The sequence below is a fragment of the Pseudoalteromonas sp. KG3 genome, assembly GCF_030436385.1.
GTDB classification, from domain to species: Bacteria; Pseudomonadota; Gammaproteobacteria; order Enterobacterales; family Alteromonadaceae; genus Pseudoalteromonas; species Pseudoalteromonas prydzensis.
Map to the genome: position 1 here is coordinate 358,086 of NZ_CP098523.1, position 15,090 is coordinate 373,175.

The 15,090-nt window shown below is 40.2% G+C and carries 16 protein-coding genes; 12 read left to right on the forward strand and 4 right to left on the reverse strand.

Annotated features, from left to right (window positions below):
• Window positions 1-6: 6 nt before the first annotated feature.
• Both NDQ71_RS01885 and NDQ71_RS01890 read right to left on the reverse strand, forming a co-directional pair.
• On the reverse strand, window positions 7-612 hold the full coding sequence (locus NDQ71_RS01885; protein WP_192540732.1) for an aminodeoxychorismate/anthranilate synthase component II: 606 nt from the start codon (window positions 610-612) through the stop codon (window positions 7-9).
• 13 nt (window positions 613-625) lie between these two features.
• Window positions 626-2,194, reverse strand: a complete 1,569-nt coding sequence (locus NDQ71_RS01890) for an anthranilate synthase component 1 (RefSeq protein ID WP_192540712.1) — start codon at window positions 2,192-2,194, stop codon at window positions 626-628.
• A 426-nt stretch (window positions 2,195-2,620) separates the two neighbouring features.
• On the opposite strand from NDQ71_RS01890, the gene NDQ71_RS01895 reads away from it, so the two are divergent.
• The 7 genes from NDQ71_RS01895 (at window position 2,621) to NDQ71_RS01925 (ending at window position 7,259) form a co-directional block, all read left to right on the forward strand.
• The gene (locus NDQ71_RS01895; protein ID WP_192540713.1) at window positions 2,621-3,478 is read left to right on the forward strand and encodes a PHP domain-containing protein; all 858 of its coding nucleotides are present in this window, start codon (window positions 2,621-2,623) and stop codon (window positions 3,476-3,478) included.
• Window positions 3,471-4,091 (forward strand): L-threonylcarbamoyladenylate synthase, encoded by a 621-nt coding sequence (locus NDQ71_RS01900; protein WP_064666086.1) that lies wholly within the window; start codon window positions 3,471-3,473, stop codon window positions 4,089-4,091. Before NDQ71_RS01895 ends, NDQ71_RS01900 begins: the two co-directional genes overlap by 8 nt.
• Window positions 4,092-4,114: 23 nt before the next feature.
• A complete protein-coding gene (locus tag NDQ71_RS01905; RefSeq protein WP_301562162.1) occupies window positions 4,115-4,942 on the forward strand; it encodes a ScpA family protein in 828 nt (275 codons plus the stop codon).
• A 235-nt stretch (window positions 4,943-5,177) separates the two neighbouring features.
• Entirely contained in the window at window positions 5,178-5,513 is a 336-nt protein-coding gene (locus NDQ71_RS01910) for a T6SS effector amidase Tae4 family protein (RefSeq protein WP_283710795.1), read from the forward strand.
• On the forward strand, window positions 5,489-5,914 hold the full coding sequence (locus tag NDQ71_RS01915; RefSeq protein ID WP_301562163.1) for a hypothetical protein: 426 nt from the start codon (window positions 5,489-5,491) through the stop codon (window positions 5,912-5,914). Before NDQ71_RS01910 ends, NDQ71_RS01915 begins: the two co-directional genes overlap by 25 nt.
• A gap of 208 nt (window positions 5,915-6,122) precedes the next feature.
• Window positions 6,123-6,680 carry a cytochrome b gene (locus NDQ71_RS01920; RefSeq protein WP_192540717.1) on the forward strand — a complete coding sequence of 186 codons (558 nt, stop codon included), beginning with the start codon at window positions 6,123-6,125 and terminating at the stop codon, window positions 6,678-6,680.
• Entirely contained in the window at window positions 6,681-7,259 is a 579-nt protein-coding gene (locus NDQ71_RS01925; RefSeq protein ID WP_192540718.1) for a YceI family protein, read from the forward strand. It abuts the gene before it with no gap.
• Between the two features lie 34 nt (window positions 7,260-7,293).
• On the opposite strand, the gene NDQ71_RS01930 is transcribed toward NDQ71_RS01925, so the two are convergent.
• Together NDQ71_RS01930 and NDQ71_RS01935 are read right to left on the reverse strand one after the other, a co-directional pair.
• Window positions 7,294-8,151, reverse strand: a complete 858-nt coding sequence (locus tag NDQ71_RS01930; protein ID WP_064666093.1) for a TIGR02285 family protein — start codon at window positions 8,149-8,151, stop codon at window positions 7,294-7,296.
• Window positions 8,152-8,278: 127 nt separating this feature from the next.
• Entirely contained in the window at window positions 8,279-8,422 is a 144-nt protein-coding gene (locus NDQ71_RS01935; RefSeq protein WP_167542961.1) for a hypothetical protein, read from the reverse strand.
• A gap of 445 nt (window positions 8,423-8,867) precedes the next feature.
• Here NDQ71_RS01935 and NDQ71_RS01940 point away from each other — a divergent pair, with 445 nt between their 5' ends.
• From NDQ71_RS01940 to NDQ71_RS01960, 5 genes are all read left to right on the forward strand, one after another.
• Entirely contained in the window at window positions 8,868-9,170 is a 303-nt protein-coding gene (locus NDQ71_RS01940) for a hypothetical protein (protein WP_301562164.1), read from the forward strand.
• A gap of 50 nt (window positions 9,171-9,220) precedes the next feature.
• Window positions 9,221-9,424: a hypothetical protein gene (locus tag NDQ71_RS01945; RefSeq protein WP_301562165.1), complete on the forward strand. Its 204-nt coding sequence runs from the start codon at window positions 9,221-9,223 to the stop codon at window positions 9,422-9,424.
• 72 nt (window positions 9,425-9,496) lie between these two features.
• Window positions 9,497-10,453 carry an acetoacetate decarboxylase gene (locus NDQ71_RS01950; protein WP_192540720.1) on the forward strand — a complete coding sequence of 319 codons (957 nt, stop codon included), beginning with the start codon at window positions 9,497-9,499 and terminating at the stop codon, window positions 10,451-10,453.
• A 10-nt stretch (window positions 10,454-10,463) separates the two neighbouring features.
• Complete coding sequence (locus NDQ71_RS01955; RefSeq protein ID WP_064666096.1) at window positions 10,464-12,707, forward strand: NAD(P)-binding protein; 2,244 nt, start codon at window positions 10,464-10,466, stop codon at window positions 12,705-12,707.
• A gap of 109 nt (window positions 12,708-12,816) precedes the next feature.
• Window positions 12,817-15,087, forward strand: a complete 2,271-nt coding sequence (locus NDQ71_RS01960) for a TonB-dependent receptor (protein ID WP_192540721.1) — start codon at window positions 12,817-12,819, stop codon at window positions 15,085-15,087.
• Window positions 15,088-15,090: the final 3 nt, after the last annotated feature.

Consider the following 15,090-nt stretch of genomic DNA (forward strand, 5'->3'; position numbering starts at 1 on the left):
GATCCTCTATTGCTGTGCATTGGCTAAAAATTGCATACTTTGTTGAAGTAGCGCGGCGCCATTTGGCGTCAAAATAGACTCAGGATGAAATTGATACCCAAGCGCTTTATCATCATGGTGATAAATTGCCATCGGAATTGTTTCATAATGAGCTATCACGGCTACACTCGCGGGTACTTTAGTGGCCATTAACGAATGATAGCGGGCCACTGGCATACGTTTTCCCATTCCGGCAAAAACAGGGTGTTCACCCAGCTCAATAATGGATGATTTCCCATGGACAGTTTCGCCAGCATGACCGATAACACCGCCATAACTTTGTGTCAGCGCTTGTTGACCTAAACATATCCCTAGCATCGGGAAACGGCCTTTACATAACTCTATTAAGGCCATTAAACACCCCGCTGCTGTGGGCGTGCCAGGGCCTGGTGAAAGGACTAAAATAACTGGTTTAGTCTCGCTGCACATTTTGTCAAAAATTACCTGCGCATCTATGTTGTTACGATATACCACTAAATCGCTGCCCAACATAGAAAGTTCATCGACTAAGTTATAACTAAATGAATCAAAGTTATCTAAAAAGTAGATTTTCACGTCGCTTAGTTTGTTGATTAATTGGCTCATGTTAGTGTCCTTGATAAGTCGATTGAATCGCTGTGATCACCGCTTGTGCTTTAGCGCGGGTTTCATTTGCTTCAGATTGTGGATCTGAGTCATAGACGACTCCGGCACCGGCTTGCACGTAGGCGATATTATTTTTAACAAAGGCCGAGCGAATCACAATACAGCTATCCATAGCGCCATCACCGGTTAAGTAGCCAACAGCGCCACCATAACTACCACGGCGTTTTCCTTCGGTTTGACGAACCAGTTCAGCAGCGCTGACCTTGGGAGCGCCGACTAAGGTGCCCATATTCATGCATGCTTGGTAAGCGTGTAGGGCGTCTAGTTCAGGCTTTAATGTGCCTACAACCCGTGACACTAAATGCATCACTTGCGAATAACGGTCTACTTTTAATAACTCTTTAGCGTGGCGAGTACCGGGTACGCTAATTCGTGCCACATCATTACGGGCTAAATCGACTAACATTAAGTGTTCAGCGCGTTCTTTTTGATCGTTGCGTAATTCAAGTTCAATACGGCTGTCTAAGTCAGGATTGATTTGACCATTGGCAAACTTACCTCGGGCGCGGGTGCCTGCAATTGGATACACTTCGACTTGTTGAGTTTGCGCACAAAACTTTAAGGCAGATTCTGGTGATGCGCCAAATAGTGCAAACTCGCTATCACGCATATAAAACATATACGGGCTTGGATTTTGTTTTTTCAGTTGGCTGTAGGCATGCAGCGGATCAGCACAGGCTAAAGAAAATGTCCGTGATGGCACGACCTGAAAGATATCACCATCGACAATGTGTTTTTTTAGTGTGTTTACCTGCTCGCAATAGTCGGCATCACTAATATCAACGCTTACTTCGCTGCTGCCTATGCTTAACTGTGCACTAAAGCTATCTGCTTCATCGCATAATGCATTTAAGCGCTCAAGTTTTTTACCTACTTCAAAGCAGTTGGCATGAACATCCGGGCCATTAAATACATTGCCAATCAATTCTGTGGTTTTGGCTTGATGATCAATCACAACTAAGGTTTCAGCTAGGTAAAATACATAATCAGGGCAACTGTTTTCACCATCAGGCACTTCGCTTAACTGCTCAAAGTTAGCCACCATGTCATAAGCAAATACGCCACCTAAAAATAATGAAAACGGATTTTCGGTGGTACTGCTTATATTATTGATACAGCTGCGCAGTGCACTAAATGCGTTATCGGCAACTAATTTAGACGCTTCGTCAATATTACTGTCGGTGCCTTGATACTCAATACTTAAGGTTTGCCCGTCTAATTGCGTACGGCAATTATCAAGTTTAGTTTTTAAGTAGGGGAGTAATTGTTGGCCATTGTTAGATTGTGCTGTCACTGTGACAGTTTTACCGGTACAGATAATTTTTAATGCACAATCGACCAAAATTAAACTTTTTACGCTGTCTTTCGAGTCAATTTCAGCCGACTCTAATAACAGTGAATTGTCTTTATCAAGTAACCCATATAATGCCAATGGGCTGTGAATATATTCTCGTACTTCGGTGATGCTGGTAACTTCACCTGGCGTTGTTGTTATATGACTAAAAATCAAACCTCATTCCCTCAAAAAAATAAACCCCGCAAGCTACGCTGTGCGGGGTTTGAATAACGATACTTAAATAAAATTAAGATAGACCATTACCGTCCCGCTATACCAGGCGCCACCACCAATGATGTGTAAAAATTGCTACGTTATTCATGTTTGTTACCCTAAAATTTAAATATAAAAAAACCCGCAATAAGCGGGTTTAGAATGTGTTAGACACGACAATTCGTCACCCGATAATTTACGAGTGCCACCACCAGATTGTGTTTTGGATTGAATTGATCATTGTTTTTGTTCTTTGTGTGTCTTAAGTGGCTACAGTAAACCGTATCAACAGTATTAGTGTCAAGTATTTATTTAAAACAATTTATTAAAAAATTTTGTTATACTTAATAACAACTTTCGCACATTTAATATGAGCAGTCTTCTCTTTTGATAAAATACGATTTACATAGCCACACAACGCATTCTGATGGGCAACTCACTGTTGAGCAATTATTGTTGCGTGCAGTTGAAAAAAATATCGACGTGTTTGCGATCACCGATCACGATACTACTGCAGCGATAAAGCCAGCACAGGCTTATATACAAAGCCAAGCGCTGCCACTTAAATTGATCAATGGGGTTGAAATTTCCACCAAGTGGGAAAGTTTTGAGATCCACATTGTGGCATTAAACGTAGATATTGATGAGCCAACGTTAACTAACTTATTGACGATACAGCAACAAAAGCGCGCTGATAGAGCAATCGAGATTGGTCGTCGATTAGAGAAAAATGGGTTTGATGGTATTTATCAACAAGCGCAAGCGCTTGCCGAAGATGCGCAAATAACCCGTGCACATTATGCCCGCGCTTTAATTGCTCGCGGTGTGGCAACGACTATACCTGGGGTGTTTAAAAAGTACCTAGGACGCGCCAAAACAGGGTATGTGCCAAGTGATTGGTGTGATATGCAAACGGCCATTGCTGCTATTCATGCCGCAGGAGGCGTTGCTGTCGTAGCACATCCTGGGCGTTATCAAATGTCGAATAAGTGGCTGCGTAAATTATTGACTCAGTTTAAGAGTGCGGGAGGGGACGCAATGGAAGTTGCTCAGCCACAACAAGCACCATCTGAGCGACAGTTTTTAGGCGAATTGAGCCGCGAGTACAATTTACTGTGTTCGCAAGGATCTGATTTTCATTTTCCTACTAGTTGGCTAGAATTAGGAAAAAACTTATATTTGCCAAAAGATTGCCAAGGCGTTTGGCAATCTTGGGAAGGGCAAGAAGGAGACGTACATGAGTGATTTTTTTCATATTCATCCGGATAATCCACAACCACGATTAATTAAACAAGCCGTGGATATTATTAAACAAGGTGGCGTGGTGGTATACCCCACTGATTCTGGGTATGCAATAGGTTGTAACTTGGGTAATAAGCAAGCGAAAGAACGTATTGAACGTATTCGTGGCATTGAAAAACACCATAACTTTACCTTGGTGTGTCGCGATTTATCTGAGTTATCGACGTATGCGCGGGTAGATAATCAGTTGTTTAGGCTTATTAAAAACAATACACCAGGGCCATACACGTTTATTTTCAAAGGCACTAAAGAAGTCCCTAAACGATTATTAAACGATAAAAAGAAAACCATTGGAATCCGCGTTATTGAACACCCGATCACCTGTGCAATTTTAGCTGAATTGGGCGAGCCTCTAATGTCCTGTTCGCTTATATTACCTGGCGAGCAATTTACCGAATCGGATCCAGATGAAATACGCGATCGCATTGGTCCACTTGTTGATTTGATTATCCATGGAGGCTATTTAGCAGAGCAAGCAACCACAGTGATTGATTTATCAGAAGATACAGTTGAAGTACTGCGGGTTGGCTGTGGCGATACAGCACCGTTTGAATAGTATTGTTTGAGTAGCATCGTGCGATGACGCAGTTACCCACTGATAACGTAACTCAACAGCCAGCGCAGCAAAAGCTGCCGCTGGCTTTTTTGCATGGCAAAGAAGTTATTGATACACCTGAAGATTTATATATTCCACCGGATGCTCTAGAGGTTATTTTAGAAACCTTTGAAGGGCCACTTGATTTATTACTTTATTTAATTAAAAAGCATAAGCTCGATATTTTAGAACTGTCTATTTTTAGTATTACTGAACAATATGTTCGCTATGTTGAAATGATGAGTGAGTTTCAGTTAGAGCTGGCTGGTGAATATTTAGTGATGGCGGCGCTGTTAGCACAAATAAAATCGCGTTTGCTATTACCTAAACACGAAGAGCTTGAGGAAGAAGAAGATCCACGTGCTGAACTTATACGCCGTTTACAAGAATATGAACAATTTAAAAAAGCGGCGGAAAATCTTGATGAAGTGCCCCGAGTTGGCCGCGATATATACCTTGCCGAGGCTCTAGTGCCAGAGCAAGATAAACAAGCACTATTACTCCCCGATGTTGATTTGAAAGACTTATTATATGCACTTAGTGATGTAATGGCGCGGGCTAAAACTTTTGAGCATCATCAAATAACTGCTGAAGCACTGTCAACCCGCGAGCGCATGAGCCTGATTTTAGCGAAACTCTCCAGTGCGGGCACACAATTAGCGTTTAGCGAGCTTTTCACCTTAGAAGAAGGGCGCAGTGGTGTTGTGGTCAGTTTCATCGCCATGCTAGAACTGATTAAAGAAAACCTGATCACGTGTTTGCAAGTTGAACCCACAACGCAGATATACATAGGTTTAGTTGAAAATAATTAAAGTGATTTCCATCAGCCTCTATAATGTGGTGAGTCTATAAAGCTCCACCTGTTTATGGAGTATATTTATGCGAGGATAAAAAAAAGGTACATTTGTCATTCATCAATAAATTTATAAGGAATTAATGATATGTTATTAAAGTTCAATGCCCTATGGGATGCCCATCCTTACCCAAACCACCCATGCGATAAAAGTCTGTTTAAAAAATCAATGTGCAATCCGTATGGGAGTAGCATTGGAAAAAGCAGGTGTCGATACTTCATCTTTTGATACGATGTACCCACAGCGACGATGTTACCCTGGTTTGAAACATAGCCCAAAACATATTCTTGCTGCACAAGAGTTAGCCAATTGGATTTCTTCTCCAAGAAGCTCTTCATTTGGCACTAAAGAAGTAATTAAAGGAGGTGCTTTGTCTGTATTAAAGGGTAGAAAAGGAATTATTTTTATTATGAACGGTTGGGGCAGTACCGATCACATTGACTTATGGGATGGGGAATATTTAAAAGGTGGTGATGCAGATTGGCTTAATTTGGGAGATCAAGTATGGTTTTGGGAAATATTGGTTTAAAAATACGGCTATTAAGTTTATTAACTTCGTTTATGTTGGTTGCATGTGTCAAGGCTGATGTAAAATTAGACTCTGAAAAGTGCATAGTTAGTAAAGGTAAACAAAGTATTAAGCTTCAATTAGCAGCTCCTTGTTCTTTGGTAAAAGCAGATAATAAAGGTCATAACTTTTTTCTGTATGAAGATGTAAGGGTTTATATTATTGCAGGGGCACCGGCGTCTATAGATGAGTTATCTAGATGGTCAGTAAAAGCTGAAGATGAATGTACGTTACAATCACAAGCTATTTTTATTAGCGATAATAAACTCACTAGCTCAACAGTGCGTGATAAAGGCTTAACTTGCCCTCGTATCGGCTTAGATGAAAAAATCTATTTAGATTTTTTAAAAGAGTCTGTATAGCCTTACTTTAATTAGAGTCATAATGAATAGAGGGTGAGCCAGTCACTCTCGATTAACTATTTTTTTCATTTCATATTTCGTAAATAGCTCGAATTTGAATATTTGCTTCCTCCTGTGCATATACGCACACAACTTGTTTGTTTATCGCTATTTTATTTTATCTGGGGAAGGGCTATGCTGTTGTTATTGGATAGCGGAGTCAGTAAACATGTTTAAAAACACAAAATCTTCGTATGGTATTGTTGCAATTGCATTACATTGGTTAATGGCTGCAATGGTAATTGGTTTGTTTGGCCTTGGTTTATACATGGTTGAACTCACATACTATGATAGTTGGTATAAAGGTTCTTTAGATTTGCACAAAAGTGTCGGAATTACGCTGGTGGCGTTATTAATATTTCGCTTTGCTTGGCGTGCATTAGGTACACAACCGGAACCTTTATCAAACAGTAGTCCGGTGTTAAATAAAGTGGCACATACAGCACATCTATTTTTATATGTGTTGCTTTGTATCATCGTTATTTCAGGGTATTTGATTTCTACTGCTGATGGTCGTTCGATTGAGGTGTTTACGTTGTTTAGTATTCCCGCAATTGATTTTTCAGTAGCTAATCAAGCAGATATTGCAGGTAAAATTCACTACTATGTGGCGTGTAGCTTAATAGGACTTGTGGTATTACATGCACTTGGGGCGTTAAAACATCATTTTATCGATAAAGATAAAACCTTAATTAGAATGATCAAACCACAAAAGGATGATTTATAAATGAAAAAATTACTTTTATCAGCTGCCGTTGCTACAGCAATGCTTGGTACTACGGCTGTACATGCTGCGGACTACGTTATTGACACTCAAGGTGCCCACGCATTTGTAAATTTTAAAATTAAGCATTTAGGTTACAGCTGGTTACATGGCCGTTTTAATACCTTTGATGGTAGCTTTAGTTATGATTCAGCCAACCCGAATGCGTCACAAATCATGGTAAACATTGATACTAAAAGTATCGATTCAAACCATGCTGAGCGTGATAAGCATTTACGTGGTGGTGACTTTTTAAATGTTGATAAATTCCCTAAAGCTACATTTAAAAGCACATCAATCAAATTTGATGAAGATGGCGATGAAGCTGACGTGACAGGTGAATTTACTCTACATGGCGTTACAAAAACAATTACCTTTGAAATTGATAAAATTGGTGAAGGTAAAGATCCATGGGGTGGATACCGTGTTGGTTTTGAAGGCGAAACTAGCTTGAAATTGGCTGACTTTGGTATTGATTACAACTTAGGCCCAGCATCAACACATGTCGATATTGGTTTATATATTGAAGGTGTTCGTAAGTAACATACTTTATAAATCACAGTAGATTAAAAACGCCTCACTTAGTTGAGGCGTTTTTGTTTATTTGTAGGCGTTGCTCAAGCAAGGGTTTAAGATTATCGGGCAGCCAACGTAATAACACTTCTCTATAAGCTGGTTGTTGTTTTACCTGCTCCAGCGCTGCATTTAATACATTAACCTGTTCAATACCCTGTTCATTGTTAGTACATCCAATATAGCCATAACTAAGCTCAGGTGCTTCTGTGAGCGGCAATTGCATTAGTTCATCATCAAAGCTCATCGATTTTGCTAAATAATAATGCTCACTTGGGTAGCCTAATAAAATATCAATGCGTTTTTTCTTCAGCATGTAAGTCAAGCTGGCTAAGGTATCTCGCCCGGGGCGAATAATAATCGACGCATCGGCACTATTATTAATGACCGAATCAATTGCATCTCCATATGAGCGGCTCATAGAAATACCTAACGCGAGTTGATATTTACTCAGTAGGGCTTGTAATGATACGGGCTTATTAATATCAAGTTTTAGCCGCTGCGCAAGCTCTTTATGAATAGCAACAGAAGGCGATAGGCCAACCGTGGAGGTTTGCTCGCTAAAGTAGATGTGTTGCTTTCGATGTGGACTTTGGTAAAGAGACAACATGCAGTAAGTGTAATTAGGGTTGGTAAGCTCTTGAATGGTTCGACTCGATGGTAAAATAGTACGTTTGAATGTATAAGCAGGAAGTTGTTGCTCAAGCAATGTGATCACACTTTCATCACGACCGGTGCCTGCATATTGATCGTTAAAAATATAGTAAGGGGCAAAGTCAGCGACGACCCAATTGATTGTTTTAGCGTGCACGGGAGCGCCAATTAACAATAATGAAAATGCAAAAAGAAAAGCAAACTGCATTAATTCAACCACAGATAAATGAATAATATGGTTAAGTGTAGCAGTTGTAATTTAAAGGGGGGCATAAAAAGCAAAACGCCAGCATTTGCTGGCGTCATTTAATTGCAATAATGTTAAACACGATTGCTTAGTTGGCTTTTAACCATTTAACAAACTGACGTGCGTCACTTGCTTTAGTGAACAAGGCATTTTTTAAACCTTGCGTATCAGAAAAAATAACACGTTGTTTATTTACTGAAATTGATTGCACTGGATGTGCTATTTGGATCATAGATCCGTTGTAACTATAAGACATAATAAAACTCACTTTTTTCTTGTTATCTTTAATGTGCGCTAATTTCTTTATTAGCTTTCAAAGCACAATTAGATAGACCGTGTTGTGTTTAGCTTCATTACAGTGTTGACGATCTTTATGACATTTATGCGACTATTAAAAAAATATGCCGTAGTCTGAATTGGGGTTCTCGCCGTACAATAACTTAGCTCTATAATATACGTTTTGCGGGGCTTACTGGATCAGGGTAAAGAGGTTAACCGCGAGGCTTTTTTAGGACCAAGAAGCGACTTTACCCCAGTACTTTTATTTAGGCAAGCGTTATTTTTAAATTTATTGCTAGTCATGTGGTTTTAACTATTGTATTTTATTTAGGTAAAGTGTCGAGAGTAGCTATGTTTCTGTATTACTCGCCTTAACCCACAAATAATAAGAAGTAACTATGCAATATATAATCGTGAGTGATATTTTTGGCAGAACTGCGCATCTAACCCATTTCGCACGACAATTGCACGGCACGAGTATTGTGGTCGATCCCTATCAGGGTCAATTGCAGGCTGTAAAAGATGAGCAACAACAATACTATGCCTTTATGGCTAAATGTGGGCACGATCATTATCTTAAAAAACTTAATATTATCCTCTCTCGTGTTGCAAAACCGACTACGTTAATTGGTTTTAGTGCCGGTGGATCTGCCGCGTGGCGAAGTCAAGCAGCAGTAAAAAATCCGCACATAAAAAATTAGTCGCTTTTTATCCGAATCAAGTCTGTCACCATTTAGATGTGGTTGCAACTATGGAATGCGAATTTATTTTTGCAAAGCAAGAAGCGCACTTTGATGTATTAGCTATTGCGACTAGTCTAGCTCAGCAAGCAAATGTGACATGTCAGCTAGTCGATCACGGTCATGGCTTTATGAACCCACTATCAAACTGTTTCGATAGTGTTGCTTATCAGCAATATAGCGAATACTTAATTGCCGAAAAAATAATCAATTAACCACTGAATTTTCTACTTTGTAATAAAACACGACTATAATTACTTTTTAAGCTTATAAAATAATTATAAATTATGGCATCACAACACCTGCTTTATAGTCACTTTTTATCTAACCCTGTAGCTAAACCGCCTTGTCGCATGAGCAATGCAAAGATGTACGGGTTTTTTGCAAAAATTGACCCGCTCAAAGTTCAAAATTATATTGATTCGACACTTAATCTTGTTGCCACAGATGAGCTGTATTTTAAAGGGATCGGTGAGTACGCATTGTTGACGTTCACGGATATAGAAAAAATAGCCTCATTAACTCCTCCTTTTAGTGAGCAGGGTTGGATGCAAGAAACCGATATAATTATTTGGTTGCCGATTGCACAAGTTGAAAAGCAGGGCACTGATGAAGATATCACTCACCTCTATTGGTACCCGGCGTTTATTTGCGTCAATAATATTTATGCATTAATCAATGGGCGAGAAACATGGGGATACAACAAATATTTATGTGATTACCAGATGCCCAGCTCAGTTGAGATGCTCACTGATTTCTCAGTATCGCTTGATTGCTTTAAGCACTTTTCACCCAGCTCAAAATTACAATCACAGCAATTGTTTACTGTTACGAAAAATACAGCTACGCAAACCGGCGGTCTATTATCTGCCCTAGAGGATTTTGGTGAGCAGGTTGCCAATTTATTCGCAGGCGATCATCTTGGAATAGATTTGTCATTGCTAAAACAGTTATTAAGTGGCTTTGTAAATCCTCAAATGGATCAAATATTATTCAAACAATTTCCTGATGGTCAAGGAGATAAAGCTGTTTATCAAGCTGTATTACATTCCCCTTCAGAAATAAAAAAAATCCATCAGTTTAAGCTTCTCAGTGGTGATTATCAGTTACATTTGCAGCAAGTAGATAGCTTCCCTCTAGCGCAAATGTTTGGCCTACAGCTAGGATCGCAAGCTGTTCATCTGCCGTTTTATATCAAAATGGATTTTGATCAACTTCACGCAACACAAATACTCCCAACGTAAAGGCATCAGTATGGAACAAGAAAAAATAGCCATTATTGGTGGTGGTGTAGCAGCAATGACCGCTGCGTTATACCTAACTGAGCAAGCTAATTGGCAGCAGCAACGGCAAATAACGGTTTATCAGCAAGGTTGGCGTTTAGGAGGCAAAGGTGCCAGTGGCCGCAATAAGGCAATGGGACAACGTATTGAAGAGCATGGGTTACATGTCTGGTTTGGTGCCTATGTTAATAGTTTTAAAACCATTGAAACTGTGTATGATAAATTACAACGCCCGTCGACGAGTGCATTGAGCACTTGGCAACAAGCGTTCAAACCTCATAGTTTTATAGCTTTGCAAGAGCACATTGATGAACAATGGCAAACTTGGCCTATTAATTTTCCACTCTTACCGGGCAACCCTGCTAATGGCAGTTTAGATATTACCGTCTGGGATTTTGTAAAAATGACCCTTGCGTGGTTAAAAGAGTGGATCCCGCAATGTGAGTTAGCGGCCACCGGACGCACTAAAAGCACGCAATTAACCACAAAAAAGCCGCGTGATAAGTATTTATTACAGCATTTTTATCAGCAAGTTAGCGCACTGGTTGCTGATAGCAGTTCTGCATGGCAAACGTTTACCAACGATATACAAAATCTCAATCAAGAAATCACTTCTACCCCCAGTCTACTGGTCGATAAGCTTAATCAGTTTGTGCAAAGCAACAATACATTGCAGCCGCATTTATCAGAAAAAAAAGATAGCTTAGTGATTTGGTATATCGTCAGAAAATTAAAGCGCTGGCTTAGTGAAGAGATCATAGAGTTGCTAGATGATAATGCGGAGCTTAGACGAATTTATATTTGCGCTGATCTGGCAATCGCAATGCTAGTTGGTCTGATCAAGGATAAAGTTTACCGTGATGGCTTTGCCGTAATTAATAAATACGACTTTCGCCAGTGGTTATTAAAAAATGGCGCAAATAAACAATACAGTGTTGATTCTGCCCCTGTGCGAGGATTCTATGATTTAGTTTTTGCCTACCCGCAAGGCGATTTTAATAAGCCAAATGTAGAAGCCGGAGTAGCTGCAATTGCTATGCTTAGAATCGCATTGTGCTATCGCGGCGGTGTAATGTGGAAAATGCAGGCGGGAATGGGTGATGTGATTTTTGCACCGCTGTATGAATTGTTAAAACAACGAGGCGTGAAGTTTGAGTTTTTCCACCAATTGCAGCAGCTCACCCCTGGCGTTGATAGTACTGGCAAACATTGTGTAGAAACAGTGCTATTTCAACAACAAGTAAGCTTAAATACACCGCAAGAATATCAGCCATTAGTGAATGTAAAAAATCTGCCTTGTTGGCCAAGCGAGCCACTTTATCAACAAATAGACTCAGTACAAGCTGAATTATTACAGCAAAATAATATAAATTTAGAATCATTTTGGAGTGACTGGCCAGCGCGCTATAAAGCGCATTTTGGTGCAGAACTTCCGACTAAAACACTGCAGGTTAATGAGGACTTTGACCGACTGATACTGGGTGTTTCGGTTGCATCACTGGAGCATGTTTGCCCGCAACTTTTGGCGATCGACGCAAATTTTGCTGCACAAGCAAAAAATGTACTGTCAGTTGCCACTCAGGCCAGCCAGCTTTGGTTGACTAAAACAGATCAGCAACTGGGCTGGCAATATATGCCAGCAAGTGAAGAAGGCCCTATTTTGAGTGGTTTTAGTGAACCATTTGATACCTGGGCTGCAATGCAAAATTTAGTTGAGAAAGAGCAATGGCCTGTAAATGATACGCCACAAAATATAGCTTATTTTTGTAGCGCATTTCCCTGCCAAGCATACCCGCCGCAAACTGATCATAGCTTCCCGGCTCGGGCTAAAGCACAAGTGAAAGCGAATTTAAGCCAATTAGTAACCACAAATTTGCAGCCGCTATGGCCATCAGCTTATAACAATAATGATTTTGATTGGTCGGTTTTATATGCCAGCAATGCAACTGAGCAAGCGCGGTTAGATCAGCAGTATTGGCGAGTGAATGTTGATCCAAGTGAGCGTTATGTGTTGTCAGTTACAGGCTCAAGCCAATACCGTTTAGCAACGGATGGTACTGTGTTTAGTAATTTATTGATCACCGGGGATTGGATAAAAACAGGCGTTAATGCCGGCTGTGTAGAAGCTGCCGTTATGGCTGGTATGCAAACAGCACGAACACTGTGCGGGCACCCGGCGCAGATCAGTGGTGAGGATGCGTTTCAATCGCGATAAAACAACTCTCAGAATTAGGTATTTAGGCGACTTTAATCAATAAATTAGTCTATAATCACAAATAATTACAGTATGTTTACATATGTTCGCTATAAAGGTTTATTGTTTTATGAAAAGCCACATTTCAGCTTTTTCAAATAGTATAGTGATACTGTGCTCATCGAGTCTGGTTTTGTCTGCTGCTGTGCAAGCACAAAATGACGAATTGGCTGTCGCCAAAAGTAGCCTTGAAGTGATTGAGGTGTATGCCCAAAAGCGGGCGCAAGCAATTGAAGATGTTAGTATTGCAATTAGTCAGGTGAAAGGGGATACCCTAAAAAATCAGCATTACAAAGATTCAACAGAACTGTCGATATTTGCGCCTAATTTAAAAATTAGCCAAAATGCAGCAGAAGGCACACCGCCTGCAGTTAATATCCGTGGTGTTGGTCTTGTTGATTATAACACGGCGAATACGTCACCTGTGGCCATTTATATTGATGATGTTGCTGTAGGATCCGCAAGCAATCAAATTGTGAACTTTTTTGATATTGAACAGGTTGATATTTTACGAGGTCCGCAAGGTACTTTATTTGGTCGTAATGCAACGGGGGGGGCTATCTTAATTCGGACTAAGCGCCCTGAATTTAACGAGTCGGGGTATTTAACAGCGGGTATAGCAAATAACAACGCATTTAACATTGATGCTATGTATAACAATCAATTGAGTGATAAGACAGCATTTCGTCTTGCTATTAATCGTCAAGATTATGATTACTCAACAAACAATGTATTTAGCCAGTCGCCAACTGCGGGTATGGAGCAAACGAATGCCCGGTTATCATTATTGAGTGAGTTTGATTGTGTACAATTATTGTTACAAGGCCACATAGAAGATTGGCAGGGAATTGTTCAGCCAGTAGGAAATATTGGTATAGTTGCGGATCCTTTAACAGGTGAGCTATGCAGCCCAAGCCAAGCGGGTTCGACAAATTGTTTCGATAACTTTGGCTTTAATGATGCCAGTGACGATTTTTATACCGTTAAGGTCAATAATGATTCACCTCATAAAACTGACGGCAAAGGATTAAGCGCGCATATTAATTGGCAACTCAATGAGCGTAATGAAGTGGTTGCAATTAGTAGTTATAACCAACTAGAACGTACACATGCGTTTAATTGTGATGGCTCACCAGCGCGTTTATGTGAAGGGAATTTAGGGCTTGATACTCACTTATTTAGTCAAGAGCTTCGCCTACAAACACAATGGGATGAACATACTTTAACCAGTGGCCTGTACTACGCGGATGAGTCAATTAAGCAAAATAATATTAATGATATTCTCCGCGATTTTAGGGGGATCCTCGCCCCAGATCTCACTGCGACCTTTTTTTACGATAATCAAATTGATACGCAAAATATGGCTGCTTTTAGCCAGTTAGATTATCAGCTAGACTCCGATTGGTCGATAAGTGTCGGCTTACGTTATTCCTACGAGTCACTTGATTATGATTCAGTCGCACAGTTAAATGTGGTAGTCGATAGCGCGGATTTAGCGGGCGTATTAGTGCCATTTTATCATGTGCAAGGGCAGCAGTCCGACAACGGTTTTTCTGGTCAATTTGCAGTGAACTATCAGCTAAGCGATACAACCCATGGCTACTATCGCTTTGCGAATGGCGCCAAAAGTGGTGGCTATAACGGCGGCTTTTTATCATCGCCTGAACAAGCTGAATTAGCTGACTATGGTAAAGAACGCTTGAATGCTCATGAGGTAGGTAGCAAGTCATGGTGGCCAGAGCAAGGGGTACGGTTTAATTGGGCTGCTTTTTATTATGATTATAATGATCAGCAAGTATTCATGAATCAGCCCTCTGAATCAGTGCAAAAGCCCCCCGTGCAACTACTAGAAAATGTCGGTGACTCAGTGATTTATGGCCTTGAGGCAGAAATTGATTATCAGGCTACGGATGCTTTGTCGATGCGTTTTGCACTGGGCTATATCCCTCATGCGGAATTTGAAGAATTTGTAGACCCCTTAGGTAATAGTTTAACTGACAACCGTTTACCATTTACCTCAAAGTGGAATGTCAGTGCGGGCGTTGAATATCGCTTAGAGCTCGCAGGTAACCCTTTAACAACACAATTATTAGTTGATTATCAGTCAGAGTATTATTTTGATCAAAACCAAAACCCGTATGCCATGCAAGACGGTTACAGTTTAGTCAATGGTAATATTCGTTATCAATTGGATAATTTGAGCTTTGTATTTTGGGGCAAAAACTTATTCGACACTGAGTACAGCAATTTAAAATTTGATTTAAGCTCGTTTCTTGGCATGCTAGAAGACTTCAAAGGGGAAGGCCGTCGTTATGGTCTGGATGTTAGTTATCAATTTTAATAG

Excerpts from the sequence above, each read along its gene's own strand:
- NDQ71_RS01900 (WP_064666086.1), top strand. The coding sequence starts at position 3,471 with ATGAGTGATTTTTTTCATATTCATCCGGATAATCCACAACCACGATTA.
- NDQ71_RS01905 (WP_301562162.1), top strand. The coding sequence starts at position 4,115 with ATGACGCAGTTACCCACTGATAACGTAACTCAACAGCCAGCGCAGCAA.
- NDQ71_RS01915 (WP_301562163.1), top strand. The coding sequence starts at position 5,489 with ATGGTTTTGGGAAATATTGGTTTAAAAATACGGCTATTAAGTTTATTA.
- NDQ71_RS01920 (WP_192540717.1), top strand. The coding sequence starts at position 6,123 with ATGTTTAAAAACACAAAATCTTCGTATGGTATTGTTGCAATTGCATTA.
- NDQ71_RS01925 (WP_192540718.1), top strand. The coding sequence starts at position 6,681 with ATGAAAAAATTACTTTTATCAGCTGCCGTTGCTACAGCAATGCTTGGT.
- NDQ71_RS01930 (WP_064666093.1), bottom strand. The coding sequence starts at position 8,151 with ATGCAGTTTGCTTTTCTTTTTGCATTTTCATTATTGTTAATTGGCGCT.
- NDQ71_RS01935 (WP_167542961.1), bottom strand. The coding sequence starts at position 8,422 with ATGATCCAAATAGCACATCCAGTGCAATCAATTTCAGTAAATAAACAA.
- NDQ71_RS01940 (WP_301562164.1), top strand. The coding sequence starts at position 8,868 with ATGCAATATATAATCGTGAGTGATATTTTTGGCAGAACTGCGCATCTA.
- NDQ71_RS01945 (WP_301562165.1), top strand. The coding sequence starts at position 9,221 with ATGGAATGCGAATTTATTTTTGCAAAGCAAGAAGCGCACTTTGATGTA.
- NDQ71_RS01950 (WP_192540720.1), top strand. The coding sequence starts at position 9,497 with ATGGCATCACAACACCTGCTTTATAGTCACTTTTTATCTAACCCTGTA.
- NDQ71_RS01955 (WP_064666096.1), top strand. The coding sequence starts at position 10,464 with ATGGAACAAGAAAAAATAGCCATTATTGGTGGTGGTGTAGCAGCAATG.
- NDQ71_RS01960 (WP_192540721.1), top strand. The coding sequence starts at position 12,817 with ATGAAAAGCCACATTTCAGCTTTTTCAAATAGTATAGTGATACTGTGC.